The organism is Methyloversatilis sp. S146-33 (assembly GCF_059552495.1).
The window spans coordinates 152,859-178,027 of sequence record NZ_JCANOT010000023.1 but is presented as its reverse complement, the minus strand read 5'-3'; the positions used below and the strand labels follow the sequence as shown (position 1 = coordinate 178,027).

Genomic DNA, 25,169 nt, shown 5'->3' with positions numbered 1-25,169 from the left:
CCATCTGCTGAATCAGTGGCTTATCGGCGGTGCTGGACCGTGCGTGTTTTGTCACCGCACGTCATCGGAATGCACTGCACTTCAGGTTTTGGCGTAGGATTTCGGCGCAGCTTTTCGAAAACCTACGCCGCCTCGCTTGCGGCTGCGGCGGGAAAACCTACGCCAGATGTTCGATGCTCGTACAGCCAAGCTGCTCGCGCCAGGCGAGCACCTTACCATTGCCGGCGCGCCGGGGCTGAGGCTCGAGGCCACGGCCACGCGGCGCGCGTGGATCTACCGGTACAAGAACGCCAGTGGGCAGATGCGCCAGGTGAAGCTGGGCGCCTGGCCGGCGATGTCGTACGCCGCAGCCGTCGCCGCTTGGGAAGAGGCGCGCGCCGTTCGGGACGCGGGTCGCGACCCGGCGGCAGAGCGGCGGGCGGATCGGGTGCAGACGCATGCGCGCCTGGTGGTCGAGCGGCGCGGGCCGCTCACCGTGCGGCGGGTGGTGGATCTGTACCTCGATGGCCACGTCGATCGCCATCGCAAGGCGAAGGGCGCGGCTGAGGTGCGGCGCATGTTCGACACCATGCTCGGCGACGATGGCCAGTGCGATGCCGCCAGCTACTCGCGCCGGCAGGCCTTTGCGCTGATCGAGCGCTGGGCCGATGCGCCTGTCCAGGCGGCGAAGCTGCGGCGCGAGCTGGGTGCGGCGTGGGACTACGCGATCGACGCCGGCGAGCTACCCGAAGACACGCCGAACTGGTGGCGGCAGATCATGCGCGGCAAGCTCCGGTCGAAGGGCAAGCAGATCGCCGGCGAGGCGGTAGGCACGGCGAAGCGCGTGCTGAGGCCGGCCGAGGTGGGTGAGCTGATCAACTGGCTGCCGAACTTCAGCCAGCTGCTCGACGACGTGCTGACGGTCTATCTATGGACGGGCACCCGAGGTGCGGAGATCGTGGCCATGGAAGCCGAGGAGATCACCGACGAGGCCACCGGGCTTTGGTGGACGGTGCCGAAGGCCAAGACGAAGAACGCGCGCCACCCCGGCGCCGGCGACTTGCGCGTGCCGCTGATCGGGCGCGCTGAGCGGGTGGTGCGGCGGCGGCTGAAGATGTACCCGACCGGCTGGCTGTTCCGGCCGGTGCGCGGCGTTGCTGGCCACGTGCAGCAGAAGGTGATCACCGAGGGCGTGTATTACCGCCAGCCCTACTGCACATTCACGTCGCCGACTCAGCCCAGGCTGACGGTAACGCACTGGGCGCCGCACGATCTGCGCCGCACGGTGCGCACGACGCTGGCCTCGCTCGGGTGCCCCGACAGCGTGGCCGAGGCGGTGCTGGGCCACATGCAAAAAGGCGTGATGGGGGTTTACAACCTGCACCAGTACGACAACGAGCGACGCGAGTGGCTGACCAGGGTGGCTGACTACTGGGAGCAGCTGGCGGCGTCGTCTTGAGCGGCGCGGCGGCCCTTGCGGGCGCCGGTGTTCTCCGGCGGCGGCAGTTCGGAGACCGGGCGCGCCTCGGCCCATTCCAGCAGCTCGCGGTAGAGCCAGCCCACACGCGCGCCAGACAGTTGCCGCGGCTTCGGGAACTTGCCCTCGCGCACCATGCGCTCGATGGTCGATTCCGACAGGCTCACGCACGCCGCAGCACCGGCGCGGTCGAGGTAGATCGGCGTGGTCATCGCGCGGTGTCCTTCCGTTTCCAGATCGGGCAGATGTCGTCACGACCATCTGCCTTCCGGTATGTCTTGTGAAACGTGCTGGGCACGACATGGCCGCGCCGCCTCACGGTATTCGCCAGCCGCGCACGGTCTCGATGGCTGTGGCCGGCCTGGCTAAGCAGGCCGAAGTAGCTGTTGGCCGTGGTGAAAACATCTTCAGCCGCTGCGGTTCGCCGAATGGCTTCATGCACGGTGCGCCGGCGAGTGGTGCGGCGCCATGGCTTGAGCACGTGGCCGACGAAGTCGATTCCGCGGTCAATCGGCTGCAGGATGGTCTTCGCAGGGTTCAGGTACGCGTGCAGCGTGGCCGGTAGCCAGCGCTCGATGTCGGCCCGGATTTCGTTCAGGTGCTGCGGGCTCTCGTCGAGGATTACGAAGTCGTCGACATAGCGCACGTAGTAGCGGGCGTGGTGGTGGTGCTTGATGCGCTGGTCCAGCGCATCCAGATAGACGTTCGCGAAAAACTGGCTGCTCAGGTTGCCGATCGGCAGACCGAGGTGTGCAGGTTGCTCGGCAAGGCGCTTGTGCGGTGGTACGCGCGCGACCATATGGGCGCCGCTGTGCAGTTCGAAGTCTGTGCGCGGGTCGTGGAATAGAATGGTTTCGGTCAGCCCCAGCCACCAAGGCTCGGTGATGTGCCGCGCCAGCTGCTCGCGCAGCACGCGCTTGTCGATGCTGACGAAGAAGTTGGCCAGGTCGCACTTCAGGTAATGGGCCGGCTGGCTCCAGTTCCGGGTGATGCCGCGCACGTGGTGCTCCAGCCTTCGGGCGGCGTAGAGCGTGCCGCGGCCGGGTATGCAGGCGCAGCTGTCGGCGATGAACCGAGCGTAAAAGCGCGGTGCGATATGGTTGTAGAGCAGGTGGTGCACGATGCGGTCTCGAAACGCGGCGGCCCACACCTCGCGCGGCTTCGGCCGGGTGACGATGAAGCAGATCGAGCGGCCCGGCCGGTAGGTGCCGGCGATGAGCTCGTCGTACAGATCGACCAGGTTGGGTTCGGCGCGCTGCTCAAAGGCGAGGGCGCTGGCAGTGTTGCGCTTGTGACGGCGACAGTCGATCCAGGCCTGTACGAGGTCGGTGAAAGAAGGGCCGGCATGGCTGCAGGCCGGAAGGGTGGCGGTCCAATCTGCGGACGGCACGCGCCCGACCGTGGTTGTTCTTGTGGTCGTTGTTCTGGTTGCCATCGTCGAAGTTCTGATTCCAGGCGTTGTTCGGCGAGTACTGGGTCCGTGCGTGCTATCTGCGTCGCGATGCCGAAGGTGTGAGCCGATCAGCATGGCGACTGCGCCAGACCAGCCCGGCCGTCGAGTGCCGGCGGTATCTGCGGTGCGCAGGGCGGTGGCTGGGTAATCCCCGGCCAGCGGCACGACCAGATTGAAAGTCGCACGGGTCTGAGCGCCGTGACGCTCAGGCAGCAGGCGATGTGTGCTTGATTGCATGTTTACGCCACCCGTTGGCCTGCTTTCCGATCTGCCCGGTGAGTTCGATGGCCTGCGCGTACTGGGCGGTCGAGATGAACCGCTTGTCGCGCGACAGGCGCAGCAGTAACTCGGTCACCTGAAGCCGCTCGATGAGGTCATCCAGATGGGGCGTCTTCTCACGCGCACAGTTCGCGCGGAAGATGAGCACCACCAGCTGGACGCACTCGTTGCGAATCTCCGCGCCGATCGATGCCTTGAAGTCGCGAGGCATGTTCTTGACGAGGTCGGTCGCCATGCCGAGCAGGTCGTAGGTGACCCGATAGATTGGAAGTTCGTGATGCAGTGCCATGCCGGTAAAAATCTGGGCGCGGGCTGCGCCCGCGCTGAATGGTCAAAGGGTCAAATCACTGACAATCTGCGGACGGCACGCGCCCGACCGTGGAGGCTCTTGTGGTCGTTGTTCTGGCTGCCACCGTCGAAGACCTGAAACCAGGCGTAGTCCGGCGAGTACTGGGTACTCGACCAGTACCAGCCAGCCTCGAACAGCTCCGGCACGTTGATCCACAGCAGGCGCAGCTCGCGGCGTGCGGGTAGGTACCAGTCGGCATGCCCCTGAATGCTCAGGCCTGCTGCCCATTCGGCAGCGGGGTGGTCCGCATCGGATTCGACGAGCGCCAGCGTGTTGGCGAGGCCATCTCGTTCATGCTTTGCGTCCGGCTCATCGATCTCGTATCCGCCCCAGGCGACTGATTCAGCGTGTCCCGAAGGGTCGGTGGCCACGATGAGATGGTGATCGGGCTGGCCGTCCTCGCCACGCACGATTCCAGCGTAGATGCCGCCTTGCTCCTTCCAGTAAGTGCCGACAGCCGGCAGTGAAGGTTGCGCGGTGGTGCTCTGCTCGATGCGTTTGAGCAGTGCCTGAACCGCGATATCCATCGGCACTTCGATCTGCAGTGTTTGCGACATGGTTCTGTCCTCAGAAATTTCGAGCGGACCCGGCGCTGCGCGCCGGGTGAATGGGTAAATCACTCAATGACCAAGAATCTGCGGACGGCACGCGCCCGACCGTGGTAGTCCTTGTGGACGCTGGTCTGGAGGCCAACGCCGAAGAACTGATGCCAGGCGCTGTCCGGCGAGTGCTGGGTGCTCGACCAGTGCCACGTATCAGCAAAAGCCTCGGCGACCGAGTCACGGAACACTGCCGCGTCTGTCTGCTGCGGGTGTGCGCCGGTGTAGGGGTATCCGGCGGGCACGCTGCTCGGGTTGTCGCCGTCGCGGAACGATGCGCTGTTCTCCTCGGTCGTCGGCTTCAGGTTTCGATACAGCAGCTCCAACTCGTCGCGGCTGGGCAGGTACCAGTCGGCGAACCCGTTGATCTGCAGGCTCAGTGCCCAGGCGGCGATCTCGCTGCCGGCGTCGCGCATGGCCAAGGTGTTGGCCATGCCGTCGTGGCAGCTGGTAGCGCCCGGCACGTCGGTGAGCGAGTTCAGCCAGCAGCCGGTGGTTTCTCCACCGTCCTTCGGTGCCACGATGAGGGCATAGACGGCATCGCCGGAGCGGATGCGGCCGGAGTAGAAGCCGCCTTCAAAGGGGCTGCCGATCACGGCGGGCAGGGTGTTACTCGGTGCGTTCACTGGTCTTCCTTTCGGTGGAGTTGGGCCGAGGCCCGTGGATGGCAGGGTCGAGCGCTGGGGCGTTCTGCCGGCCGTAGTTGGTAGTGATGACCTGGTGCAAGGCGTGGTAGCGGTTGCGCGCGTCCTGCAGGCACTAGGCCCGCAGGGGTTTAGTTTACAAATGAAGCTTGGTCCAAATTAGAAGGGGATGTCGTCATCGGGGTGGCCGCCTGCGCTCGCGCCCGAGCGGGACGGGGCGGCGGGCGCCTGGCGTGCCGTGTCGCCGCCGGCGGGGCGGCTGCCGAGCATCTGCATCTGCTCGGCGCGGATCTCGGTGGTGTAGCGGTCGATGCCTTCCTTGTCCTGCCATTTGCGGGTTCGCAGGCTGCCCTCGACGTACACCGGCGAGCCCTTCTTCAGGTACTGGCCGGCGATCTCGGCCAGGCGGCCGTAGAAGCTGACGCGGTGCCACTCGGTGAGCTCTTTCTTCTCGCCGGTCTGCTTGTCCTTCCAGTTTTCGGTGGTGGCCACGGTGATGTTGCAGATGGCGTCGCCGTTGGGGGCGTAGCGCGTCTCGGGATCGCGGCCGAGGTTGCCGACGAGGATCACTTTGTTGACGCTGGCCATCAGGCACCGCCTTCTGGTATCTCGACCAGGTGAAGCTGGTCATACCGCAGCCGAAAGCCGGATGCGTTGCGGTGGCCGCCACCGCCGTAGTGCGCGGCGATCGCGCCCACGTCCGGGCCGGTTTCGGTCGATCGCAGACTGAAGCACCGGCCGTCGGGCGTGTCGAAGTAGCAGGCGCCGAAGGCGTTGCCTCGGGCGATCAGAGCCTGCCCGGCGTCGCTCGACATCGTGTAGGGGAGGTTGGCCGATTCCACCAGGTAGCCGCCGATGAACATGCGGCGCGTGACCACGCCGAGCAGCTCGGCAATGTCCTTGTGGTGCTTGCGCTCGAGCGCGCGACCCTCGGCCGCCAGCACGGCCGGATCGGTGGCCATGAGCTGGTCCCACACCGCGAAGTCATATGCGTGGCTGAACACGTTCGCTTGAATCTCGCGGGTGTCGGGCAGTGCGAAGCGCCACAGATCGCGGTCTTCGACGTGCAGCAGTAGCTTGGGCGGTGCTTCGAACGGAAAGAAGTGATCCCAGGCGATGCGGGCGCCGGACCGCTCCATGTCGAATACGGTGAGGGCGCCCTGCAGGCCTTCGAGGTCTTCGCGGGCGGTCTTGTGATGGTCGAGGACGGTGATGTTGCGCGCCTGGCTCACCATCTGTTCGAGCACCGCGCGCGGGTAGCTGAAATCGACGATGAATACATCGCGGCCGCGCACGTCGGGCGGCGCCTTGCCGTAGGTGCCGGCGTGGAACTCGATGCCGTCACCGAGTGCGCGGCGTACGCACCAGGCAGCCGTGAAGCCGTCAGCACAGTTACCGTGGTAGATGCAGATTGCGCTCATGCCGCCGCTCCTTCTTCGCACGCCGCTTGGCCGCTGAGCATGTCGATCGTGCGCGTGCAGCGCTCGATCGCGCCTTCGCCTGCGTCGTCAGTCGCGGGGGTGTTTCCTTCCTCCTGCCGGGCTTGCCCGGCAGCTGCTTTTGTCTTTCCCTGGGGTTTCTTCGCCGCGCCAGCGGCCTGTTCATTGGGTTCGTCAGCGCCTGCGCGCACAGCGGGTTTCGCTTCGGCGGCGGACATCGGAAAAGGCCACGCGCGGGCTTCGGCGGGCTTCGCGGCAGCGGCCGCTTGCGTAGCGGGGGCGGTGAGCTTGGCCTTGCGCTTCGGCGCCGGCTTAGGCTCGTTCGCACGCGCAGCGGGTTCGGGGTCAGGGGCCTTTTCGGCGGTTTCTCCCGCCACCTTTCGGGCGGTGCCCTTCTTCGTGCCCTTGGCTTTCTCGCGCGCGGCGGCCTTCAGGTCTTTCTTCAGCGCGTCGGCATCGACGCCCCAGCGCACGGCGAGCTCGGCGAGCACGGGCGGGGTTTCGGCGTAGCCGGTGGAGTAGCCCGCAACGTGCAGGTGGCCACCGACGCAGCAGTCGATCATGAGCAGCATGAGGTCGGCGTCGCTCATCGATGCGATGCGCTCGCCCAGCACGCGGTGGCGCTCGTGACCGTCGCCGATCTCTTCGCGCGGGATCCAGTTCTGCGTGATGCGGTGGCAGGCGTCGAAGCCGGTGCCCCAGTAGGTCTGGCGCGCGATGGTGCGCAGGTGCCATGAGTCGAGCGGGTTGCCGGCGCCCAGATGCGCGACGATTTCCTGCCGCACTTCGGCATAGAGCCGCTGGCGGAACTCGGCGGCTTCCTTGCGCTTCTTCTCTTCGGCGCGGGCGGCGTCGTCGGCCTTGCTCAGGCTGTTGTCGCCGGTCTGCTTGAGCGCCTTCTTGAGGTCGGCTTCCTTTACCACCGCGACGACGGTCTGTGTGGCCTGATGCACGACGTGGATGGGCTCGATGCCGGCCTGCTTTGCCAGCTGGCCATAGGTGGGCGCCTTGCCGTCTTCGTCGCGGGCGCGCCAGTCCTGCTGGTCAAGCCTGACGTAGCCGTCGGTCGGGTGGTCGTGGTAGTCGCTGGGCAGAATCTGTTTGGCTTCGGCGCCGGTGACGACGGTCTTGCCCTTCTCTTCCAGCTTGCGCTGGGTGGCGCGCATGTTGGCGACCTTCTTGTCGCGGTAGCAGTGCGGGTCCGTGCAGACGTCTGCACTTGCGACGTCCGTGAAGAGGTCGGCGAGGTTGCCAGTGCGCTTGGGGCAGTCGGTGCAGCTGCCGGCGTCGGTGAGGCTGGCGTCCTTGCGGTCAAAGGGGGCCTTGCGCAGATCCAGCATGTACTGCTCGTGGATGTGCTGTTGCGCCTGGCGGTGGCTCATCTGGCGCTTGGTGATCTCTTCGGCCGCCTGCTTCTGCAGCGGCGACACCGGGATGCGGGCGATGAGCAGCGCGATGGACGCCGAAAGCCCTGCTTCGTCGATGATCTTGCGCGCGCGGAAGTCGAGGTCGCACAGCTTGAGCCGGGCGTAGATGTAGGCCTTGCTCTTGTTGATGCGCGCGGCGAGCTCGTCGGCGGTGTAGCCGTGGCTGGTCATCATGAGGCGGTAGCCGTCGGCCTCTTCGAACTCGGTGAGGTCGCGGCGCTGCAGGTTTTCGATGATCTGCAGCTCGAGCACTTCGCGATCGGTGAGGTGCTTGACCAGCCCGGGTATGAGGTCGAGCCCGGCACGCAGCGCGGCCCGATACCGGCGCTCGCCGGCCACCACCTCGTACAGCGGGATGCCGCCGGTGAAGTCGGCCGATATGGGCTGATTGGCGGGCCACGGCCGCACCAGGATCGGTTGCATCACGCCGTGCAGGCGCACGCTTTCAGCCAGCTCTTCGAGCGCGGCTTCGTCGAAATGCTTGCGCGGGTTGGTGGGCGAGGCGTGCAGCGTGCGCACGCCCAGCGCCTGGGTGATGCAGGCGCGGTACTCGGGCGACTTGGTGTCGTAGTCGAGGGGTTTGGAGAGGTCGGTGATCAATTCAGGGCTCCTGCGGGTCAGTCCATTCGACGCCGCGACGCGCGGTGCCGGCGGGGATGAGGGCGAACACGTCGGCCCGGGCGGCGCCGGCGCGCACGGCCTTGAGGGCGGTGGCGCGGGCGGTGGCGTCTGACGTGAAGCGGCGGGGTTTGCGCTTGGGCGCGGTGATGAGGTAGCCGGCCGGCGCGGTAGTGGGTGCGTGCCGTGCGGTCTCTGCGGTGCGAAGCTGGGCCCGCAGGCCCACGTTTTCGGCGTGCAGCTTGCTGAGCTGTTCCTGCAGTTCTTCTATGCGGGTTTGCAGGGCTTGGGTGGGCGAGATCACGGCCTTGGGCAGGATCGATTCCGCCGCGAGCGCAGTGGCGGGCTCGGCCGTGACCGCCGGCGCCGGGGCCGTGGTCGGCTCGGGCGCATCAGCCAGATCTGCGGCGCCGGTCTTCAGCTTCGCCTTGCCTTCGGCCGTGAGGTGATAGCCGGGCTGGTGGGTGACGTCGTCGCGCTTCTTGGCGACGAGGTTTGTGTTCACGTACAGGTTGTTGCGCACGCGGTTGAGGTCCTGCTTCAACTCGTCGGCCAGCTCCTGGGCGGTGATGCCGGGGTTCTTGCTGATCGAGGTCAGCAGGTCGTTGATGAGCGACATGGTGGCCCTCAGTGGAAGTTGCAGGCCTTGCACACCATCGAGTGCAGGCCGGTGACGGAGGTGCGCCTGCCGACGTAGGTGGGCGGGGTGGTCTTGCGATAGAGCAGGTAGGTGGTGGTGCCGGCCTTGTCGCTCTTCTCGCTGATGAAGCAGCCGTGGTCCTGCGCGATCTGGCGAGCTTCTTTCAGCATCTGGCGGGGGTCACGGGTGCTCGGCATGGCTGGTGCCCTCCGCGGTTGATTCCGAGGGCCGTGCCCATCCGCTGACGGTGCCGGTGTGGTCGAACGTCAGGCGCAGATCGGTGATGCCCATCTTGCCGCGCGGAAAAAAGCCACACTTGTCGCAAGTCGGCACGCCGCGATTGCCGCAGCCGCGGATAAGGGTGATGGCGCCAAGGCACTTTGGGCAGCGACGTTTCGCCGGCCTGAGCGCCATGAGCTGGTTGCCAATGGTGTGCGGGTTAGAAGTGCTCGGCATGGGCGTTTTCCTCCGGGCGGGTGGTGGCGATGCGCATGCCCTTCAGCGCCTGCTCGAAGCAGTGCAGGCCGGTGCTGAAGATGAGGTCGCACAGGGCGTCGTCATCGGCGTGCGGGTGGGTTTCGCGGTGCTCGGCCATGGCCGCTTCGAGGCGCGCGGCGGTGGCGGGGTCGAGCATCACGGTGACCGGGGTGCGGTTGTCCGGCTCGAACAGGAAGGGGTTGTCTGCGGCGCTCATTGCTCGGCGCTCCGCAGCGGCTTGCCGGCGGCGGGCTTGTCGTCACGGGCGCGCAGGTCGTGCGGCCACGCGGCGGTGCTGGGTGTGCGGCCGTGTTCGCGCAGCACTGTGTAGGCGCGGGCGAGCGATACGGTGCTGTGCATGCTCATGCTGCTGTCGCGCGGGGTGCCGCGCAGCACGGCATGCCGCCACATGAGCACGCGGTGGTCAGCGAACAGCGCCTGCAGCGCGTCGAGCACGACGGCGAGTGAGGGCGGCGCTTCGGGCGGTGCCTTGGGTGGCACCTGGCCCCGGTGCGGGCGCTCGGTGGCGTGCAGTTGGGCAACGACGTGGTCGATCTTGTCGTAATGCGCGGCCACGGCGATCAGCCAGCCGACGACGGCGCCGACGACGGCGACGATGCACAGCTGGAAGAGGTTGACGGGCAGCGTGTCGAACAGGATGGCTTCCATGGGTCACATCTCCAGGCGGGTGAGGTGGTCGAGGTGCTCGATGTCGGCGCTGCACTCGCTGCGCTCGGCTTCAAGGGCGGTTTGCAGGCGCTCGTTCTCGGCGATGACGGCGTCGGCGTAGTCGAGCCGGCCGACAATGAGCAGGCCGCAGAGGATGACGAGCAGGTAGAACGCGAGCTCGCGGCGGGTGAGGGTGTCGCGGGGGGTCATGCGTGGCGCTCCATCAGCGGGCGCAGTGCTTTACAGCCTTCGGGCTGTTGCAGCGCAGCCGTGAGGTTCCACAGGGTTTTGATGGGCCGATCACCTTCGATCCGGATGCGCAGCACCGGTGCCGCATCGTCAGTCGGCGCAAACTCGGTGTCGGAGCAGAAGTCGCCGTTCACGCACACCAGGACGCGCCGGCCTTCGTAGAGGTCCATCTCAACGTCGCGAGCTTCCGGTTCATCGTCGTAGATTTCCGTGCAGCCGAACGCCTTTGCGATGAACGGTGCGGCCGTCGTCTTGCCGCAGCCCTGCGGGCCTTCAAGGATGACCAGCAGCGCGCTCATGCCGTCACCTCGCTCGCCGTCACGATGCCCACCTGCCCGTCGCGGGTTACGCCGATGGGCAGGTTGTGGCAGGCGGCTGCGTCGATGGCCACCTGGTGCCACATTTCGGCGGCCATCTCGGCGTTGCCCAGGTCGCGCTGCAGGCGTTCAACCTGCGCTTCGAGTTCTTCGATGCGCGCCGCCTGCTCGGCGCTGTGCTGGCGCAGGTGAGTGAGCGTGTCGCGCTCGAGGCGGCGATACAGCCGGCTCAGGCCGATGTCGCGCTTCGGGGTGGGTGCTGCTTCGGGCATGGTGGCCTCCGGGTAGCTAGTAGCTGATGTGTCAAAGGTAGCTAGTAGCTTCTCGGAAGTCAATAGCTACTAGCTTCCGATCAGCCGAAAGGATGATTTGGTGCCGCGGGGGTATCGGAGATGCTGCGGTTTTGGCCGGGAGGGGTTATGCGGGTAGCTTTGCTGCTGGTGGCGCTGCTGGCGACGGGGTGCGCTTACAAGGTGACGCCGATGTCGGCTCGGGCGGTGAATGTGTATTCGTCGCACGATGAAAAGGTGCCGGGCCGGTATGGCCTGGTGATCGATCCGAGCGTGCTGGAGGTGCACCGTGTGGTGACGCCGATGTCGCACGTGTGCTCGGCGCACAGCTACCCGGTGCAGATGGATGACGTGCTCGCGCAGTCGGTGCGCCACACGATGGAGATGGTTTTCGAGGAGGTGACCGATCTGCAGGTCGCGCCGCTGTCGGCCAACTATGGCGAGACGGGCATGGCGGGTTACGCGGTGGTGAAGCTCGACGAGTTCAGGCCGCGTGTGACGTGCTCGCCGGGGTTCTGGTCGGTGACGTGTTCGGCCACGACTGAGGTGATCTTCGCGGTGTCGGTGCGCGGCCCTGGCGGGCTGCTGCTCTCGACGTCGGCCGGCGGTTCGAAGACGGTAGACGGCAGCGGTGGTCAGTACTGCGACGGTGCCGCCGTGGTGCTCTCGGAGTCGATCGAGAAGGCAACGCGGGATGCGTTGGAGCGCCTGGCTGAGCGCGTGTCGAGCTCGAACAAGTTAAGGCCGCCCAGGGCGGCCGCGCACTAGTTCTTCGGCAGCAGGAAGCTGGCGGGGGTGTTGCCGATGCGAACACATCGGACGCGCCCGTCGGTGTAGGACACCAGGGCGAGGATTCCCTCGACTCGGCCCTTCAGAACTTCATCGTGAAGCTGCCGCGACTGCAGCGCCATCGTCTGGTCGATGCCCGAGTCGAGCGTGGTGCACACCTTCAGCATGGTCTTCCTCTCATGTGAGCCCTTGGGGGAAGACAGTTTGCACGGCAGTGCGGCGACGCATTCATCATCCGTTTGGATGATGTCCGACTACTCGGATGGGTTCTTTCCAGACGTGATGGCGGCGGCCGTCGCGGCGAAGTCGATCAGCGCGAGGATGTTTTCGCGCACGGGCTTCGGCAGGGTGTCCCACACGCGAGCGATGCGCATGGCTTCGTCACTGATCGAGGAGGGGGCCATCTCAGGCGGGAGCGCTTCGTTCAACGGCTGGTCCATCCAGCCGGGTGGTTTGTTCATGCCGGACTCCAGGCGCCTCGCAACGTCGTGTCCGATCGACCGCGCGTTGCGGTCGCCGGGGCTGCGAAACCCACTCAAGATCTGGCGCAGATACTTTTCGCTGACGTTGCACCGCTCGGATAGAGCGGGAATGCCAGTCGCTTCCGCGATGAGTTGTTCAAGTCTTTTCTTGCGGACGGCACGGATATCCATGCCGAAACGGTAGCGGATAGCTACCGCAGCCAAAACCCGCGAATCGCTACTGCGCGGGAGCGATTCGCTACTTCTTCCCTGCTGTGGCCTGCTTCGGAGCGTCAGCCGGCGGGATCAAGCCGGCGGCTGAATAGCTGAATTCGATCATTCCAAACAGATTTTGCCTGACGTCTTCAGGTAATGCATCCCACATATGTGCAACGCGCAGGGCTTCGGCGCTGAGGCGTGGCGGCACGTTGTAGGCCTTGGTAGCTTCCGCAGCCATGCTGGCAGGGGCTTCCGTCCGATGGTCTTCGTCCATCCACCCGGCGGGCTTGTTGCATTTGATTTCAAGTTTCTCGGCGAGGGCGTCACCGACGCTGCGGGCGGAGTTGCGTTGCACCACGCGGTTCATGATCTGCCACAGGTACTTTTCCGAGGTTTGCGCGAGGCGCGCGACCTCGGCCAGCGATCCGAATTCCTCGATCAGCAGGCCCAGATTGGCGTGGCGGATTTCTTTTCGGCGGGCGGCGGGGGTCATGTCCGAACGATAGCTATTAGCTAGAGCGAGCGAAACCAGCTACTAGCTATTGCCAATACGGAAGCTACTAGCTACCATGAATCGCATCAGCAACTCCTGATCCGAAAATGAACCTCGCAGACCTCTACAAGGCCGAGGGCAAACAAGGCCTCGAATCGCTGGCGAAGGTGGCCGAGTGCAGCCCCGCGTACCTGTACCAGTGCGCGACGTTTCGCAAGACGCCCGCGCCGCGTTTCGCCCTGAAGCTGATCGCGCTCGAGCCGCGCCTGTCGCTGAATGACCTGTATGCGCACCTGCAGAGCCAGCCCGAGGAGCGTGCGGCGTGAGCGAGTGGCATGAGACGCCGGCGATGCTGCTGGCGCGGTCAGAGTTCAAGCGCTCGCTGGCACTGCCGTGTCTTGGCGGGTGGTTCGCCGATACGTCGGTTGATCTCAGTGCGTGCCCGGCGACCCTTTCAAGGGAAGCTGAGTTTGCGCGGCGAGTTCTGCTTCCAGCCCGCGCATCGTGTGCGCCGCCATCCGGATCGCCGTCGGTTCGAAGAGCTTCGACGCTTGCGCAATTTTCAGTCGGGTCCGCAGGGCTTCTATCAGCGGCGCCAGCTCGACTGACTCGGCCATCGCTCCTGTCACGAGTGATAGCGCGTCTGCGTAGGTTTGGGCCATGTCGTTCATGAGCGCCTGGATGAAGGGCGACTCCATGAGTTGCCGATCGAAGTCGCTGGGGTTCTGCGGATCGAACGGCTTGCGGCTGTCCGTCATGGTGCGCTCCGGTGGTGATGATGATGGTCTGGAATCCTGATTCTATCCGCATGGGGCGCGCCTCCCTTTTCGTCTCCTCCTCACCGCCTGGAACCGGACAGCAGGCGGCGGGTTTCCGACCGGCCTGGCCGGTCGGATTTTCTTTGCCTTCAGTCTCGCGCAGCGGCGCGGGGCTTTCCACGGGACAGTGACCGAGGTTTCCCAGATGACTCCTGAACAAGCCTTCTACAACGTCGTTTCCGACTACGCGCCGGGCGCGAAGGCCTTGGCCGACGCGATGGGCCGGCGCTACAAGGCGCTGCTTAACAAGGCCAACCCGAACGAGCAGGCGCACGAGCCGACGCTGTCGGACGTGCGCAAGGTGACGACGCTGACGGGCGATCTGCGGGTGATCGAGGCGCTGGCGGCGGAGCAGGGTGCGGTGGTGGTGCGCCTGCCCGAAGTGCCGGACTGCTCGCGGCAAGACCTGCTGCAGCACGTGCTGACCTGCAACAAGGAATTCGCGGATGTCTTCGCGGAGCTGCAGGAGGACATGCGCGACGGCAAGCTGCGGGCGCATGAGTTCGAGCGGCTGCAGGTGCAGGTGAACGAGAGCATCGCCGCGCACCTGGAGCTGCTGGAGCAGGCGCGCGGCATGGTGGTCGAGCGTGGCCGCGTGGTGGGCCTTCGCGGGGTGCCGCGTGGCTGACCTTTACGACCAGGCGACCGAGCGCGAGGAGCACGACCGCGAGCTGGCGATCGCCGCGGCGCGCCGGCCGGTGCCGACCCTGCCCGATGCGACGGGCGGATGCCTGAACTGCGGTGACGACATCGCGGAAGCTGATGCAGCCGGTGAGGCGATTGCCGACCGCTGGTGCTGCATCGAGTGCCAGGAAGACTGGACAGCACGGCGCGCGCGGAAGGGCTCATGAGCGCGGCGATCGAGTGGGACAACATTCCGCCCGCCCTGGCGGAGCGGCGGCAGTGGCTGCTGTGGCGATTCGAAGAGAAGCCGGGCGACAAGAAGCCGCGCAAGGTGCCGTATTACGCGAACGGAAAGCGGCGGACCGGCAAGCAGGGTGACGAGGCGGACCGCGCGCAGCTGGTGCAGCTGGATGACGTGGTCAGCGCACTCTTGACTGCGCCGGATCGCTGGGCGGGCATCGGCTTCGCCTTCCTGCCGCGCGACGGGTTGATCGGCATCGACCTGGACAAGGTGATTGACCCCGAGACGGGCGAGATGCAGGACCGCGCGCTGGCCATCGTGCAGGCGTGTGCGTCGTTCACTGAGTACTCGCCGTCAGGCACCGGCCTGCACATCTATGTGCTTGGCGAGACGCAGAGCGCGAAGAGCAACGACATCGGCGTCGAGGTCTTCTGCGGCCGCCAGTTCTTTACAGTGACCGGCCGGCGACTGAGCGACACGCCGCCCGACGCGCAGCCGATATCGCCGGAGGTGCTCGGCCGCCTGCACGCGACCATTGCCCAGGCGAAGGCGAAGCCTGAGCGCGCAGCGGCACCCGCGCGCGCGCGGGCCGCCACACCGGCGCCGGCGGGCAGCGGGTACGCGGACCGTGCGCGCATCGAGAGCGCGCTGGCGTACGTGGATGCGGACATCGGCTACAACGACTGGCTGGCCATCGGCATGGCGCTGTATGACGCGCTGGGCGAGCAGGCCGGCTTCTCGGTGTGGGACTACTGGAGCAGCAAGGGCGGCAAGTATCAAGGCGCTGACTCGCTGATCCCGCACTGGCGATCGTTCGGCGGGCGGGCGCCCGGTGGTGATGGCGTGATCTTCCGCCTGGCGATGCTGGGCGGCTGGCAACCGCCGCGCAAGCAGCGCCCGATGGCTGAGCCACCGCCGACACCGGCGGTGGATGAATCGGCCGGGACGGCGCCTGACCCCGAACCCGCTGCGCAGGCCGCAGGTGGGGGAGGTGGTGAGGATGGCCCGCCGCCCGACATCGAGGTGCCCGACAGCCCGAAGCCGTGGGCTGACCGTCTGTTTTTCCGCGGCCGGTTCCTCATGGACTGCCGGGAGAACGTGTATCTGTTCCTGAACCACCACCCTCAACTGGCGGGCATGCTGGCGGCGGATACGTTCGCGCGGAAGATCCGCATCATGCGGCCGCCGCCGTGGCACTCGGGGCCGTTCGTGCCCGGCGAGGAGTGGCGCGAGGATCACAACTACCGGCTGGGCATGTGGCTGGGCGAGACGCAGTCGCTCGTCATCCGCAGTGTGGATACGCTGGCCCTCGCCGCAGGCTGGGTCGCGCGCGAAGCGCCTTTCAACCCGGTGCAGGATTTCGTCCAGGCGGTGGAATGGGACAGGCAAGAACGTCTGCCGAGCTTCCTGACCGACTACCTCGGCGTGGCGCCGTCGACGTACGCAACGCTGTCGGGCACGTACTTCTGGGTCTCGCTGATCGCCCGGATCATGCAGCCGGGTGCCGTGGTGCGCTCGATGCCGATCCTTGAAGGGCCGCAGTTTCAGGGCAAGTCGACGGTGGTGCGCATCATCGGTGGCCAGTGGTACAGCGACACGCCGCTCGATCTGAACAGCAAGGACGTCTATCAGAACATCCAGGGCGTGCTGGTCTATGAGATCGCCGAGCTGGACGCCTTCAACAAGGCGGAGAGCACGCGCATCAAGGCCTTCATCTCGTCGCTCAAGGACCGTTTCCGGGCGCCCTATGACCGCGAGCCGGCAGACCACCTGCGGCAAACAATCTTCATGGGCACGACGAATCAGGACGAGTACTTCAAGGACAGCACCGGCAACACGCGGTACTGGCCATGGCGCACTCAGGTGGTCGGCCCGATCGACCTGGAAGCCCTGGCGCGTGACCGCGAGCAGCTCTTCGCTGAGGCCTTCTGGCGCTGGCAGCAGGGTGAGCGATGGCACCCGACACGTGAGGAGCAGGAACAGCACTTCGAGCCGCAGCAGCGTGAGCGGGAGATCGATGACCCGTGGGAGGCGCAGCTTGAGCAGTGGCTGCGTAAAGAGACACGCGAGCGGGTCACGGTGCTCGACGTGCTGCTCGACTGCCTGAAGGTCGAGCCGTCGAAGATCGACAACACGCGGCAGATGCCGACGCGCATCGGCATGGCCATGAAGCGGCTGGGATGGGAGAGGAAGCGAGAGAGCGCAGGCGCGCGTGAGCGGTACTGGGTGAGGCCTGATTCATGGAAAGCGGGCGCGAAGGCGCAGAAGCCGGCCCGCGACCCATGGGAGGAGACCGACGATGTACCTCTGTGACGTCCAACCTCGTCCAACCTTGGCGAGAAGGTTGGACGGCGCAAACGGCTTGCCGTCGCCATCCGTCCAACCTCCCAACCTCGGCCAACCTTGCCGCCCGCACGAGGGCGCGCAGGGGCGAGCGGGCGCGTACACACGCGTGCACGCGCGCAGCTACGTTGTCCTACGTTGGGAGGTTGGACAGAACAAGGATTGGCGCGGGTTTCAGCCGTCCAACCTTTCGTCCAACCTGCTTCGGGAGGTTGGACATGCAGCCCATTGACCTCATCCGGCGCGACATGCCGGACGCGATCCGGCAGCTGCAGGCCGTGCATGACTGGACCGACCGCGACGTCACGGATCTGCGCGAGGCAGTGCGCCGCGCCGTGATCGAGCGCGACTTCCTGCCTCAGTGGGCCGCATGGCTCGGCGAGCTGGCCGAGCATGCCCGGCAGCGGACCGCTTATGTCCGGGCGATGGAAGTCGAGATGGCAGCCATGGCGCGCGAGGCGAACGCTCGCCAGCAGCCGTGGCTGAGGGTGGCGTGATGAGCGCAGCGGTGCACCGAATCGGTGCGGGCACGCCGGTCGCCGGTGGCGTGCACCAAGGCGGTGCGGTTCGGGGTCTCAGGGTCAGCGGGTCCTTCCCGGTGAATCTGAGATACGGTGAAGAAGACCGCGTTTTCTCGCTAGTTGTGGCGGTTTCATGGGGTTGGTTGGTCTGATGAGCGACGGGTACATCAGCGGGCAGCAGCAGCTGGCACTGGCGCACGGGGTGTCAGACGTCACCATCCAGGCGTGGGAGGGCGAGGGCATGCCGGTGCTGGAGCGCGGCGGCCAGGGCCGGCCGAACCGGTACCGGCTGGCGGACACGATCCAGTGGCGCGTCGACCGCGAGGTGAAGCGCGTGCGCGAAGAGTCGCCGCGCGACCAGCTGGACCGATTGAAGGCGCAGCAGGTTGCCATGGCCATCGCGAAAGAGCAGAAGCTGCTGGTGTTGGCGGGCGAGGTAGAGACCGCCCTGGCCGCCCGGATCGTCGCTACGCGCGAACTCCTGCTGCGCGGCCGCACGTGGGTAGAGCACGATGCTGAGCAGGATCCGGTGCGCCGGAAGGCGCTGCGCGGCGAGATCATCGAGGCAGCGCTGCGGCGTGTAGCGGCTGCGCGTGTCGATGAGGTGGCTGAAGACGACGAGGATGACGAAACAAGCGGGGACGAGGATGCAGCCGGCGCCTGACTTCCTCGCGGGCTTCCTCGACCTCGATCAGGCCGCGGCTGCGCTCGAGCAGATGCTGGCGCGCGCCTGGGCGAAGTGGGCGCCGCCGGATCCGCTGTCGATCGCGGAGTGGGCCGAGACAGAGCGCGAGCTGAGCCCGGAAGAAAGCGCGATTCCGGGGCCGTACTCGATCGACAACACGCCCATGCTGCGCGGCATCTTCGCCGCATGCGATGACCCGGCCGTGCGCAAGGTCGTCACCCAGAAGCCAGCGCAGATCGGCTATACGGCGGGCGTCGTCTGCAGCGTGATGGGTTACCACGCGGCGCATCGGCCGAGCGTACAGGTGGCCGTGTTCCCGCGTGCCCAGTCTGCCCGCGACTTCGCAGACGAAAAGTTCGACCCGATGGTGCGCGCCACGCCGGCGCTGTCGTCCTGCATCAGCCTGAAGAGTCGCGCCAAGGGCAACAGCACGCTGCGCAAGCGTTTCGCCGGCGGCCTGATCAAGCTGGTGGGCGGGAATAGCCCGGCCGATGTGAAATCCACCAGCGCGCGCGTGGTAGTCGTCGAAGAGCCTGACGATGCCAGCCAGAACGTGAAGGGGCAGGGCGACGTCCTCAAGCTGGTCGAAGAGCGCGCCAAGACCTACGAAGACCACCTCATCCTGATCGGCGGGACCCCCACGGCCAAGGGCGCCTCGAACATCGAGGCCGAGATCGCGGTGAGCGATGCCCGGGTGCCGATGATCCCCTGTCACGACTGCGGCGAGTCGCACACGCCGCAGTGGGATTACGTGACCATCCCGGATATTCCTGAAGACCAGCCGACGCACGAGGTTTATAGGAGGAAGGATCCGGCGCGCGCCTTCTACAGCTGCCCGCACTGCGGCTCGGTCTGGACCGACGAGCAGCGCGAGGCGAACATCCTCGCCGCATCACGGCGGCCTGATTACGGTTGGGTGGCCACACGGCCATTTAACGGCATCGCCGGATTCCATGAGCTGGGGGAGTTGTGCAGCACCTTCATAGGCTCGCGGGTGCCGGTGCTGGCGCGCAAGTACCTTGAAGCGTTCGCCAAGCTCGAAGCTGGCGATCCAAGCGAGATGATCGTCTTCTGGAATCAGTCGCTGGGCCGCTGCTGGGAATACAAGGGCGAGCTGCCGGAAGACCAGGAGCTTATCGACCGCGCCGAGGACTACCCGGAGTGGGTCGTGCCCGTCGGCGGCATTGAGCTGCTGCTGCTTGTCGACGTGCAGCACGACCGCCTGGCGGTCAGCATGTGGGCCGTCGGCCGCGGCGAGGAAATGTGGCTTGTGCATTGGGGTGAGTACTACGGCACCACCATCATCCCGCTCGCCGGCGCCTGGCTGGAGCTCGAGCAGCTCATGCAGCGCCGATACCAGCACGCGCTGGGCGTGTGGGTCACCGTGCGCGCCGTGGGCATCGACTGTTCCGACGGCCAGACCTCAGACGCCGGCTACGCCTTCGTGCGCCGGCACCACCAGGCCGGCGTGCGTCCGGTGCTCGCGCTCAAGGGCGCCAGCGACGACGAAGGCCGGGTCGAGATCTGGACGCCGCCGCGCCTGGTGGATCCCAACAAGCGCGCCACCAAGGCCAGCAAGGCCGGCGTCGCCATCAACATCGTCGGTACCGCCAAGGCCAAAGACCTCATCCTCGGCTACGCCGCCAGCGCCGGCCGCATCCGCCTCACCGGTAACGGCGCCGGGCGCATGCACTGGTACAAGGGCGTCCGGCCCGACTGGTACGCGCAGATGCTGTCGCACATCAAGATTCCGGGCCGCTCGGGGCGCCGCGTCTGGAAGAAGCGCACCGACCGGCACGATGAGGCGCTCGATACCTGCATCTATGCCGTCTACCTCAGCCGCTACCTGCGCCTGCACCTGCGCAAGCCCGTGCAGTGGGACGTGGCCGAGCTGATGCTGCGCCAGTCCTCGCTCATCGACGACGCACCCGCCACGCCCGCCGCGCCGCCTGCGCTGCTCGAGGCTGTCGTAGCGGTCACGGCGCGCGAGCCTGCGCCCGCCGCCCCTGCGCCCGTCGAGCCGCCTGCAGCCGAGCCTGCCCAAGCGCCTGCAGCGGCGGCTGAGCCCGCAGAGCCGCTCGACATCATGGCCCTGATCGACGCGCACCGCCTGGGCCGCGGCAAGCCTGCCAAGCAGCGCACGCCGCTCGAAACCATGCTCGCCGCGCGGAGGGCGCGTTGAGCGACATCGTCACCGACATGCGCGAGATCCTGCGCCGCCTCGGCGTCTCCGACGACGTGGCCGCCCTCTGCGAAGCCGAGCTGCGCGCGAAGCACGGCGGCGATGAGGTCTATGTCAGCCGGAAGAAAAAGGGGCGACTCGTCGAGGCGCTGGAGCGTGAGCCGCAGGCCGATCTGTCCGATCTGGCACGGCGGCTCGGGGTGTCAGAGCGGCGGCTGCGGCAGATCAGGCAGCTGACGGGAAAGTGATGTTAGGCTAAACGCGCCGCAATGGCGCAAAGGAAACGCGATGAAAACTACGACTCAACCAAGGCAATTGGGAGCCCTCTCGGTCGGCAGATTCGGCTGCATTTCGCCGCCTGCATTCATTGACTCACCCATGGTGGCGCAGATTTTCGGACGCTCAGTAGAGCAAGCCGCCCAAGCGCTCAGGGCGCTTGGCAAGGCCACAGAACAGTTGAAAGACAAAACCGAGGTGCTGTCGCGAGCGATGCCCATGGAACGACCGTGGTATCAGCGCGGCCGGTGGTAGGTCAGTCCGGTAGCGCCACCCCCGGAAATTTTTCCCCCTGAAAATTTCCGCGCCGCTCATGCACCCTGCCGCGCATGAGCGACTACACCGAGCCTGTCACCCTGCGTGCGGGTGACTCTGTCACCTGGCGCACCGCGCTGCCCCAGCACCTGCCCGAGGCCGGCTGGTCGCTGGCGTACCGGCTGCTGTGGGCGGGCGGTTACGCCGACTGCGTTGTCGATGTCGAGGGCGACGAGTACATCGTCACCCTTGGCGCCACGCAGACGGCCACGGCGCCGGCAGGCAAGGCCCGGCTGATCGGCTGGGTCACGCGCAGCGCCGAGCGGCTCACCGTGCATGACTCGGTGCTGCGCGTGCTGCCCAACCTCGCGGTGGCCACCAGCTACGACAGCCGCAGCCAGTCACAGAAGGCGCTCGAAGACGCCCGCGCCGCGCTCGCCGCCTACACCGCTGACGGTGGCGCCACCGTCGAGAGCTACACCATCGCCGGCCGCAGCATGAAGTTCCGCAGCGCGGCCGATCTCATCAGCCTGATCGACAAGCTCGAGCGCGACGTCGCCCGCGAGCGCATCGCCGCCGGCATTCTCGCCGGCGGTGCGCCCGGCCGCATCGTGACCCGCAGCCAGTGAGGTAAGCATGGGCTTCCTGCAACGCATCTTCGGCCGCCGGGAATCCGTGCAGACGCGTGCACAGTGGCTTGAGCGCACCGTGCACAACGTCGTGCAGGCCGCCGCCGCGCAGCACGCGCGCAGCGGCGCCTTCGACGCCGCCGAAACCCACCCGTGGTCCGAAGCGTGGGACACCGCCGACATCAACCTGAACGACGCCCTGGCCAGCCGCCTGGGCGTGCTGCGTGGTCGCGCCAAGACGCTCGGCCGCAACAACGAGTGGGCGCGGCGCTACCTCTGGCTCAGCAAGAGCAATCTGCTCGGCCCCGCCGGCATCCAGCTCCGCATGACGCTCGACAAGCGCAACGGCGAGCCGAACGACCGCATCAACAATCTCATCGAAGGCGGGTGGAAGCACTTCGGCAAGCGCGGCCGCTGCGACCTCACCGGCACGCTCACCTGGCGGCAGGTTGAAAAGCTCGCGATGCTCTGCCGCGAGCGCGAGGGCGAGTTCCTCATCCGCCTGGTCAATGGCGGCCCGCACGGCCTGCTGCTGCACGTGCTCAACCCGGCGGTGCTCGATGTCAATCTGCGCGGCGAGTACCAGGGCCGGCGAATCCGCATGGGCGTCGAGATCGACGACGTGGGCGCTCCGGTCGCCTACTGGCTGCTCACCGTGCAGCCAGGTGAAGACCTCTTCAGCGGGGTGCCCGCTGTCGGCCGTCGCCACGTGCGCGTGCCTGCCGCCGAGATCATCCACGGCTTCGACAAGGAAGAGCCGGACCAGCTGCGCGGCTACCCCTCGCTCACGGTCGGCGCCGAGCGCCTGCACCTGCTCAAGGACTTCGAGCGCAGCGCCGCGGTGGCCAGCGCCAACAGCGCCAAGCGCGCCGGCTTCTTCTATACGCCCACCGGCGAAGCGCCCGAGGGCTTTGCAGACCACCTCATCAGCTCGGTGCTCGAGCAGGCCCGCGCCGAAGGCCGCGAGCTCAGCGTCGACGAGCTGCAGGCCCTGCGCGACGCCGCTTCGAAGTTCAATACCCTGGTGCCGGGCCAGTTCGACACCCTGCCGCACGGCGTGCAGTTCCAGAAGTTCGACAGCAACTACCCGAACGTCAATTACAACGAGTACACCAAAGCCTGCGTGCGCGGCTTCAGCGCCGGCCTGGGCATGAGCTACGCCACCCACGGCAACGACCTCGAAGCGGTGAACTACAGCTCGGCCCGCGTCGGCATCGTCGATGAGCGCGAGGTTTACAAGTTCCGCCAGGTAGAGCTGTCCGAAGAGCTGCACGAGCGCGTGGCGCCCGCCTGGCTCGCGCGCGCCATGCTCGCCTACGCACCCTTCCGCTCCCTCGCCTATGACCGGCTGGAGCAATACGCCGACGCCATGTCGTGGCAGCCGCGCCGCTGGGTCGGCATCGACCCGGTCAAGGAAGCCCAGGCCAACGAAATCAACCTGCGCCTGCGCCTCACCAGCCGCCGCCGCATCATCCGCGAGCGCGCCGAAGATCCCGACGAAATCGAGCGCGAGATCGCTGAAGAGGAAGACCGCTACAGCGCGCTCGACGCCGAAAACATGCCGCGCCCCGAAGACGAGGGCGATGACGACGCCGAAGACCAGAGCAACGATCAATCCACCAGCGGGCGGGCTAGCCGCCTGCGTATAGCAGGAGCTTGAACATGCCGCAGATCAGGATGCTTGAGAACGTCTGGCAGGGCAGCACCCTGCTGGCCGCCGGCAGCGACGTGACCGTCACCACCGAGCTGGCCGACCAGCTGGTGGGGGCGGGGAAGGCGATCGACACGACGGGCTACAAGGGCGCGCTAGTCGATCAGACGATGACGGACGATGTGCAGCGGGCAAAGGCTACTGCCGTGGTGGGGGCGGTTGGATACGCGACCGTCGTGCTTTCATCCTCAGAATCCGCCGCGGCCGAAAACCTCGCGCGGCTTCAGGCTGCATACCAATCTGCTGGCGGCAAATTGGTCATCGCTGGCGGCACTGTCTACATTAACGACCGAATGCTAATCGATGATGGCGCGCACGTCGTGACCGCGCCTGGAACCACAATCAAAGCCGCCGCCGGCAGCAACACGCTGCTCATCGGTACAGCACCGCTCGATGAGTCGTGGGCTACCGTCACGGTCACGTGGTCTGCTGGCCGCACAGCGTCTATCGCGTGGCCTGCACACGGTCGGCAGGTTGGCGACGATATCGTGCTCCAGGGCGGTACGCCCGCTGCAACCTGGGACGACATCTATACGGTCGTTGCCGTTTCTGACGCAGGGAATTTGACCATCGAGCTGCCGTTTGTGCCCACGTCAGGCCCGGGCGGCACGGTCACAGCCAAACGGTGTATCCGGGCGCCGTATTTAGACCTGTCGCTCGACTACAACTACGCAGCCAATCCGGGCGCGGCTGATATGGACCGCATGGCGTCGATCCTGGCGTTCGTCAGCCGTGGCGAGATTCGGCTGCGGACACGCGATGTGTTCAAGTACGGCGGCCTGCTGGGCGGTGCAGCCGACACGTTCATGGAGGTCGAGTCGATCGTGCCGGTCAACTCAGACACCATCAAGTTGTACGGCTGCTATCGCAATGTGCGCATACGCGCGGTCGGTCAAGCTGCCGAGGACACGCTGTCGACCCAGGCTTTGGAGCCCGCGGCGTTCGTCGGTTACATGCCGTGCCGTGGTAACGGACGCGGCGCGATCATCGAAGACGCCTACTGCCGGGCGACCACTGCGGGTTCGGGCGCACTCGTCATCTATTCCGATGCCACATACAAGCAGTCTGGTATCAAGATTCGCGGCGGAGAGATTCGTTCCGGTGGGGCGATACCCGCGATTGCTCTAAAGAACGGGGTCGGATTCGCTCCGGCTACCGCGCTGATTACGGATGTCGAGATTGCGCCCTCCGTAATCGGTGCCAGCGGGGCGCCATCGCTCGATGTGATGACGCGCGTTGGAAAGATCGAGTTTTCCCCCGCGGTCATCATCCCGCCTGACGCGGTCACAACGCGCATCGCGCGCATCCCGAACGGCGGAGTGGTCGAGCAGCTGATATTCCGTGGCCGTGTCGATCTAGGCGCATGGCCGGCATCAACCGGATATTTCGCCGAGGTCGCAGGCGGTGGCATCGCGAGGCAGATCGTCTTTGACGAGGCGACGTTTGTCGGCGGCGCCGCGCTGCGGCTCATGCTGATCAACAACCTGGCGTCGGTTAATACCGTGCATTTCCGCAACTGCGTCGCGTCGGGTATTGATCAACTGGTTCGACTGGACGCGACCCCGACGATCACGCCTCGCATTATCATTGACGGAGGCGACTACACGGGTGTGCTCACTGGGGTCAATGCGCGGACGAGCGCGACGGTGACCGTGTGCAACTCGCCGAAGTTCGATGGCATGACCAACGGAGTCCTGCGCGCCGAACTCTCCGGCACGGTGGTCGAGTACATCAACGACGGCTCGCGCATTCTGTCGAGTGGCAGTCTGGACTTCGTCGCCCTTAGCTCCGCGCTGGTGAATTTCAAAGCGCCGAATCTGCCGGTCGACATCGGCGCGACTGGAGTCAACAAGGCGGCCGGCAACGCTGTATTCAACACCGCCGCGCGAGGCACGATCCCCGCAAACCGGCCGGTCGTTTGTGATGGCACGAACTGGCTCAACGCGACGAATTTGTCACAGACCTTCTGACCAACGGATCTCGCCGCGTGCGCTTTTCTTCTCCACGCGCTACCAC

Annotated in this window: 33 protein-coding genes; 13 read left to right on the top strand and 20 right to left on the bottom strand. The window is 66.3% G+C overall.

The window, feature by feature from the left end:
* Nucleotides 1-166 precede the first annotated feature (166 nt).
* The gene (locus tag AC51BJ_RS08780) at nt 167-1,438 is read left to right on the top strand and encodes a tyrosine-type recombinase/integrase (protein ID WP_496279965.1); all 1,272 of its coding nucleotides are present in this window, start codon (nt 167-169) and stop codon (nt 1,436-1,438) included.
* Here the strand turns inward: AC51BJ_RS08780 and AC51BJ_RS08775 are convergent.
* The 16 genes from AC51BJ_RS08775 to AC51BJ_RS08700 form a co-directional block, all read right to left on the bottom strand.
* Entirely contained in the window at nt 1,408-1,668 is a 261-nt protein-coding gene (locus AC51BJ_RS08775; RefSeq protein WP_008058507.1) for a helix-turn-helix transcriptional regulator, read from the bottom strand. The two genes, AC51BJ_RS08780 and AC51BJ_RS08775, sit on opposite strands and share 31 nt — an antisense overlap.
* Nucleotides 1,665-2,891, bottom strand: coding sequence for a reverse transcriptase domain-containing protein (locus tag AC51BJ_RS08770; protein WP_496279964.1), 1,227 nt, complete (start codon nt 2,889-2,891; stop codon nt 1,665-1,667). The genes AC51BJ_RS08775 and AC51BJ_RS08770 overlap by 4 nt, the downstream gene beginning before the upstream one ends.
* Before the next feature lie 223 nt (nt 2,892-3,114).
* Nucleotides 3,115-3,477, bottom strand: coding sequence for a four helix bundle protein (locus AC51BJ_RS08765; protein WP_496279963.1), 363 nt, complete (start codon nt 3,475-3,477; stop codon nt 3,115-3,117).
* Between the two features lie 50 nt (nt 3,478-3,527).
* Nucleotides 3,528-4,094, bottom strand: coding sequence for an Lcl C-terminal domain-containing protein (locus tag AC51BJ_RS08760; RefSeq protein WP_496279962.1), 567 nt, complete (start codon nt 4,092-4,094; stop codon nt 3,528-3,530).
* Nucleotides 4,095-4,153: 59 nt separating this feature from the next.
* Nucleotides 4,154-4,762 (bottom strand): Lcl C-terminal domain-containing protein, encoded by a 609-nt coding sequence (locus tag AC51BJ_RS08755; protein WP_496279961.1) that lies wholly within the window; start codon nt 4,760-4,762, stop codon nt 4,154-4,156.
* Nucleotides 4,763-4,939: 177 nt separating this feature from the next.
* Entirely contained in the window at nt 4,940-5,368 is a 429-nt protein-coding gene (ssb, locus tag AC51BJ_RS08750) for a single-stranded DNA-binding protein (RefSeq protein ID WP_496279960.1), read from the bottom strand.
* Entirely contained in the window at nt 5,368-6,201 is an 834-nt protein-coding gene (locus AC51BJ_RS08745; protein ID WP_496279959.1) for a phosphohydrolase, read from the bottom strand. The genes ssb and AC51BJ_RS08745 overlap by 1 nt, the downstream gene beginning before the upstream one ends.
* Nucleotides 6,198-8,165 carry a ParB/RepB/Spo0J family partition protein gene (locus tag AC51BJ_RS08740; protein WP_496279978.1) on the bottom strand — a complete coding sequence of 656 codons (1,968 nt, stop codon included), beginning with the start codon at nt 8,163-8,165 and terminating at the stop codon, nt 6,198-6,200. The genes AC51BJ_RS08745 and AC51BJ_RS08740 overlap by 4 nt, the downstream gene beginning before the upstream one ends.
* A gap of 82 nt (nt 8,166-8,247) precedes the next feature.
* Complete coding sequence (locus AC51BJ_RS08735; RefSeq protein ID WP_496279958.1) at nt 8,248-8,883, bottom strand: hypothetical protein; 636 nt, start codon at nt 8,881-8,883, stop codon at nt 8,248-8,250.
* Nucleotides 8,884-8,891: 8 nt separating this feature from the next.
* The gene (locus AC51BJ_RS08730) at nt 8,892-9,074 is read right to left on the bottom strand and encodes a hypothetical protein (protein WP_496279957.1); all 183 of its coding nucleotides are present in this window, start codon (nt 9,072-9,074) and stop codon (nt 8,892-8,894) included.
* 10 nt (nt 9,075-9,084) lie between these two features.
* Entirely contained in the window at nt 9,085-9,360 is a 276-nt protein-coding gene (locus tag AC51BJ_RS08725; protein ID WP_496279956.1) for a hypothetical protein, read from the bottom strand.
* Nucleotides 9,344-9,598: a hypothetical protein gene (locus tag AC51BJ_RS08720; protein WP_496279955.1), complete on the bottom strand. Its 255-nt coding sequence runs from the start codon at nt 9,596-9,598 to the stop codon at nt 9,344-9,346. The genes AC51BJ_RS08725 and AC51BJ_RS08720 overlap by 17 nt, the downstream gene beginning before the upstream one ends.
* Nucleotides 9,595-10,050 carry a hypothetical protein gene (locus AC51BJ_RS08715; protein ID WP_496279954.1) on the bottom strand — a complete coding sequence of 152 codons (456 nt, stop codon included), beginning with the start codon at nt 10,048-10,050 and terminating at the stop codon, nt 9,595-9,597. The genes AC51BJ_RS08720 and AC51BJ_RS08715 overlap by 4 nt, the downstream gene beginning before the upstream one ends.
* 3 nt (nt 10,051-10,053) lie before the next feature.
* Nucleotides 10,054-10,260, bottom strand: coding sequence for a hypothetical protein (locus tag AC51BJ_RS08710; RefSeq protein ID WP_496279953.1), 207 nt, complete (start codon nt 10,258-10,260; stop codon nt 10,054-10,056).
* Nucleotides 10,257-10,598, bottom strand: a complete 342-nt coding sequence (locus tag AC51BJ_RS08705; RefSeq protein ID WP_496279952.1) for a hypothetical protein — start codon at nt 10,596-10,598, stop codon at nt 10,257-10,259. The genes AC51BJ_RS08710 and AC51BJ_RS08705 overlap by 4 nt, the downstream gene beginning before the upstream one ends.
* Entirely contained in the window at nt 10,595-10,888 is a 294-nt protein-coding gene (locus AC51BJ_RS08700) for a hypothetical protein (RefSeq protein ID WP_496279951.1), read from the bottom strand. Before AC51BJ_RS08700 ends, AC51BJ_RS08705 begins: the two co-directional genes overlap by 4 nt.
* 147 nt (nt 10,889-11,035) lie before the next feature.
* Here AC51BJ_RS08700 and AC51BJ_RS08695 point away from each other — a divergent pair, with 147 nt between their 5' ends.
* Nucleotides 11,036-11,674 carry a hypothetical protein gene (locus AC51BJ_RS08695; RefSeq protein ID WP_496279950.1) on the top strand — a complete coding sequence of 213 codons (639 nt, stop codon included), beginning with the start codon at nt 11,036-11,038 and terminating at the stop codon, nt 11,672-11,674.
* Here AC51BJ_RS08695 and AC51BJ_RS08690 read toward each other — a convergent pair.
* The 3 genes from AC51BJ_RS08690 to AC51BJ_RS08680 form a co-directional block, all read right to left on the bottom strand.
* The gene (locus AC51BJ_RS08690) at nt 11,671-11,862 is read right to left on the bottom strand and encodes a hypothetical protein (RefSeq protein WP_496279949.1); all 192 of its coding nucleotides are present in this window, start codon (nt 11,860-11,862) and stop codon (nt 11,671-11,673) included. The genes AC51BJ_RS08695 and AC51BJ_RS08690 overlap by 4 nt on opposite strands.
* Before the next feature lie 87 nt (nt 11,863-11,949).
* A complete protein-coding gene (locus AC51BJ_RS08685) occupies nt 11,950-12,348 on the bottom strand; it encodes a hypothetical protein (protein ID WP_496279948.1) in 399 nt (132 codons plus the stop codon).
* Between the two features lie 67 nt (nt 12,349-12,415).
* Nucleotides 12,416-12,868 carry a hypothetical protein gene (locus AC51BJ_RS08680; RefSeq protein ID WP_496279947.1) on the bottom strand — a complete coding sequence of 151 codons (453 nt, stop codon included), beginning with the start codon at nt 12,866-12,868 and terminating at the stop codon, nt 12,416-12,418.
* A 107-nt stretch (nt 12,869-12,975) separates the two neighbouring features.
* Between AC51BJ_RS08680 and AC51BJ_RS08675 the strand changes: the two genes are divergently transcribed.
* A complete protein-coding gene (locus AC51BJ_RS08675; RefSeq protein WP_496279946.1) occupies nt 12,976-13,194 on the top strand; it encodes a hypothetical protein in 219 nt (72 codons plus the stop codon).
* A gap of 105 nt (nt 13,195-13,299) precedes the next feature.
* Here the strand turns inward: AC51BJ_RS08675 and AC51BJ_RS08670 are convergent, their stop codons facing one another.
* A complete protein-coding gene (locus AC51BJ_RS08670; RefSeq protein WP_496279945.1) occupies nt 13,300-13,626 on the bottom strand; it encodes a hypothetical protein in 327 nt (108 codons plus the stop codon).
* Nucleotides 13,627-13,831: 205 nt separating this feature from the next.
* On the opposite strand from AC51BJ_RS08670, the gene AC51BJ_RS08665 reads away from it, so the two are divergent.
* From AC51BJ_RS08665 to AC51BJ_RS08620, 10 genes are all read left to right on the top strand, one after another.
* Nucleotides 13,832-14,314 (top strand): phage regulatory CII family protein, encoded by a 483-nt coding sequence (locus AC51BJ_RS08665; protein WP_496279944.1) that lies wholly within the window; start codon nt 13,832-13,834, stop codon nt 14,312-14,314.
* Nucleotides 14,307-14,537, top strand: a complete 231-nt coding sequence (locus tag AC51BJ_RS08660; protein WP_008058543.1) for a TraR/DksA C4-type zinc finger protein — start codon at nt 14,307-14,309, stop codon at nt 14,535-14,537. The genes AC51BJ_RS08665 and AC51BJ_RS08660 overlap by 8 nt, the downstream gene beginning before the upstream one ends.
* Nucleotides 14,534-16,864 carry a virulence-associated E family protein gene (locus AC51BJ_RS08655; protein WP_496279943.1) on the top strand — a complete coding sequence of 777 codons (2,331 nt, stop codon included), beginning with the start codon at nt 14,534-14,536 and terminating at the stop codon, nt 16,862-16,864. Before AC51BJ_RS08660 ends, AC51BJ_RS08655 begins: the two co-directional genes overlap by 4 nt.
* A 248-nt stretch (nt 16,865-17,112) precedes the next feature.
* Nucleotides 17,113-17,391, top strand: coding sequence for a hypothetical protein (locus AC51BJ_RS08650; RefSeq protein WP_496279942.1), 279 nt, complete (start codon nt 17,113-17,115; stop codon nt 17,389-17,391).
* Between the two features lie 175 nt (nt 17,392-17,566).
* The gene (locus tag AC51BJ_RS08645; protein ID WP_496279941.1) at nt 17,567-18,079 is read left to right on the top strand and encodes a terminase small subunit; all 513 of its coding nucleotides are present in this window, start codon (nt 17,567-17,569) and stop codon (nt 18,077-18,079) included.
* A complete protein-coding gene (locus AC51BJ_RS08640) occupies nt 18,039-20,282 on the top strand; it encodes a terminase gpA endonuclease subunit (RefSeq protein WP_496279940.1) in 2,244 nt (747 codons plus the stop codon). Before AC51BJ_RS08645 ends, AC51BJ_RS08640 begins: the two co-directional genes overlap by 41 nt.
* Nucleotides 20,279-20,530, top strand: a complete 252-nt coding sequence (locus AC51BJ_RS08635) for a hypothetical protein (RefSeq protein ID WP_496279939.1) — start codon at nt 20,279-20,281, stop codon at nt 20,528-20,530. The genes AC51BJ_RS08640 and AC51BJ_RS08635 overlap by 4 nt, the downstream gene beginning before the upstream one ends.
* Before the next feature lie 357 nt (nt 20,531-20,887).
* The gene (locus tag AC51BJ_RS08630) at nt 20,888-21,442 is read left to right on the top strand and encodes a hypothetical protein (protein WP_496279938.1); all 555 of its coding nucleotides are present in this window, start codon (nt 20,888-20,890) and stop codon (nt 21,440-21,442) included.
* A 7-nt stretch (nt 21,443-21,449) separates the two neighbouring features.
* Complete coding sequence (locus AC51BJ_RS08625; protein ID WP_496279937.1) at nt 21,450-23,102, top strand: phage portal protein; 1,653 nt, start codon at nt 21,450-21,452, stop codon at nt 23,100-23,102.
* A 2-nt stretch (nt 23,103-23,104) separates the two neighbouring features.
* Nucleotides 23,105-25,123 carry a hypothetical protein gene (locus AC51BJ_RS08620; RefSeq protein WP_496279936.1) on the top strand — a complete coding sequence of 673 codons (2,019 nt, stop codon included), beginning with the start codon at nt 23,105-23,107 and terminating at the stop codon, nt 25,121-25,123.
* The last annotated feature ends 46 nt before the right edge of the window (nt 25,124-25,169 follow it).

Bases quoted from the DNA above. Each gene is read 5' to 3' on its own strand.
- AC51BJ_RS08655 (WP_496279943.1), top strand. From the start codon at position 14,534: ATGAGCGCGGCGATCGAGTGGGACAACATTCCGCCCGCCCTGGCGGAG.
- AC51BJ_RS08665 (WP_496279944.1), top strand. From the start codon at position 13,832: ATGACTCCTGAACAAGCCTTCTACAACGTCGTTTCCGACTACGCGCCG.
- AC51BJ_RS08765 (WP_496279963.1), bottom strand. From the start codon at position 3,477: ATGGCACTGCATCACGAACTTCCAATCTATCGGGTCACCTACGACCTG.
- AC51BJ_RS08700 (WP_496279951.1), bottom strand. From the start codon at position 10,888: ATGCCCGAAGCAGCACCCACCCCGAAGCGCGACATCGGCCTGAGCCGG.
- AC51BJ_RS08735 (WP_496279958.1), bottom strand. From the start codon at position 8,883: ATGTCGCTCATCAACGACCTGCTGACCTCGATCAGCAAGAACCCCGGC.
- AC51BJ_RS08770 (WP_496279964.1), bottom strand. From the start codon at position 2,891: ATGGCAACCAGAACAACGACCACAAGAACAACCACGGTCGGGCGCGTG.
- AC51BJ_RS08630 (WP_496279938.1), top strand. From the start codon at position 20,888: ATGAGCGACTACACCGAGCCTGTCACCCTGCGTGCGGGTGACTCTGTC.
- AC51BJ_RS08680 (WP_496279947.1), bottom strand. From the start codon at position 12,868: ATGACCCCCGCCGCCCGCCGAAAAGAAATCCGCCACGCCAATCTGGGC.
- AC51BJ_RS08690 (WP_496279949.1), bottom strand. From the start codon at position 11,862: ATGCTGAAGGTGTGCACCACGCTCGACTCGGGCATCGACCAGACGATG.
- AC51BJ_RS08675 (WP_496279946.1), top strand. From the start codon at position 12,976: ATGAACCTCGCAGACCTCTACAAGGCCGAGGGCAAACAAGGCCTCGAA.
- AC51BJ_RS08715 (WP_496279954.1), bottom strand. From the start codon at position 10,050: ATGGAAGCCATCCTGTTCGACACGCTGCCCGTCAACCTCTTCCAGCTG.
- AC51BJ_RS08625 (WP_496279937.1), top strand. From the start codon at position 21,450: ATGGGCTTCCTGCAACGCATCTTCGGCCGCCGGGAATCCGTGCAGACG.
- AC51BJ_RS08640 (WP_496279940.1), top strand. From the start codon at position 18,039: ATGACGAAACAAGCGGGGACGAGGATGCAGCCGGCGCCTGACTTCCTC.
- AC51BJ_RS08695 (WP_496279950.1), top strand. From the start codon at position 11,036: ATGCGGGTAGCTTTGCTGCTGGTGGCGCTGCTGGCGACGGGGTGCGCT.
- AC51BJ_RS08730 (WP_496279957.1), bottom strand. From the start codon at position 9,074: ATGCTGAAAGAAGCTCGCCAGATCGCGCAGGACCACGGCTGCTTCATC.
- AC51BJ_RS08780 (WP_496279965.1), top strand. From the start codon at position 167: ATGTTCGATGCTCGTACAGCCAAGCTGCTCGCGCCAGGCGAGCACCTT.
- AC51BJ_RS08670 (WP_496279945.1), bottom strand. From the start codon at position 13,626: ATGACGGACAGCCGCAAGCCGTTCGATCCGCAGAACCCCAGCGACTTC.
- AC51BJ_RS08725 (WP_496279956.1), bottom strand. From the start codon at position 9,360: ATGCCGAGCACTTCTAACCCGCACACCATTGGCAACCAGCTCATGGCG.
- AC51BJ_RS08620 (WP_496279936.1), top strand. From the start codon at position 23,105: ATGCCGCAGATCAGGATGCTTGAGAACGTCTGGCAGGGCAGCACCCTG.
- AC51BJ_RS08710 (WP_496279953.1), bottom strand. From the start codon at position 10,260: ATGACCCCCCGCGACACCCTCACCCGCCGCGAGCTCGCGTTCTACCTG.
- AC51BJ_RS08775 (WP_008058507.1), bottom strand. From the start codon at position 1,668: ATGACCACGCCGATCTACCTCGACCGCGCCGGTGCTGCGGCGTGCGTG.
- AC51BJ_RS08650 (WP_496279942.1), top strand. From the start codon at position 17,113: ATGCAGCCCATTGACCTCATCCGGCGCGACATGCCGGACGCGATCCGG.
- AC51BJ_RS08685 (WP_496279948.1), bottom strand. From the start codon at position 12,348: ATGGATATCCGTGCCGTCCGCAAGAAAAGACTTGAACAACTCATCGCG.
- AC51BJ_RS08720 (WP_496279955.1), bottom strand. From the start codon at position 9,598: ATGAGCGCCGCAGACAACCCCTTCCTGTTCGAGCCGGACAACCGCACC.
- AC51BJ_RS08745 (WP_496279959.1), bottom strand. From the start codon at position 6,201: ATGAGCGCAATCTGCATCTACCACGGTAACTGTGCTGACGGCTTCACG.
- AC51BJ_RS08760 (WP_496279962.1), bottom strand. From the start codon at position 4,094: ATGTCGCAAACACTGCAGATCGAAGTGCCGATGGATATCGCGGTTCAG.
- AC51BJ_RS08645 (WP_496279941.1), top strand. From the start codon at position 17,567: ATGAGCGACGGGTACATCAGCGGGCAGCAGCAGCTGGCACTGGCGCAC.
- ssb (WP_496279960.1), bottom strand. From the start codon at position 5,368: ATGGCCAGCGTCAACAAAGTGATCCTCGTCGGCAACCTCGGCCGCGAT.
- AC51BJ_RS08705 (WP_496279952.1), bottom strand. From the start codon at position 10,598: ATGAGCGCGCTGCTGGTCATCCTTGAAGGCCCGCAGGGCTGCGGCAAG.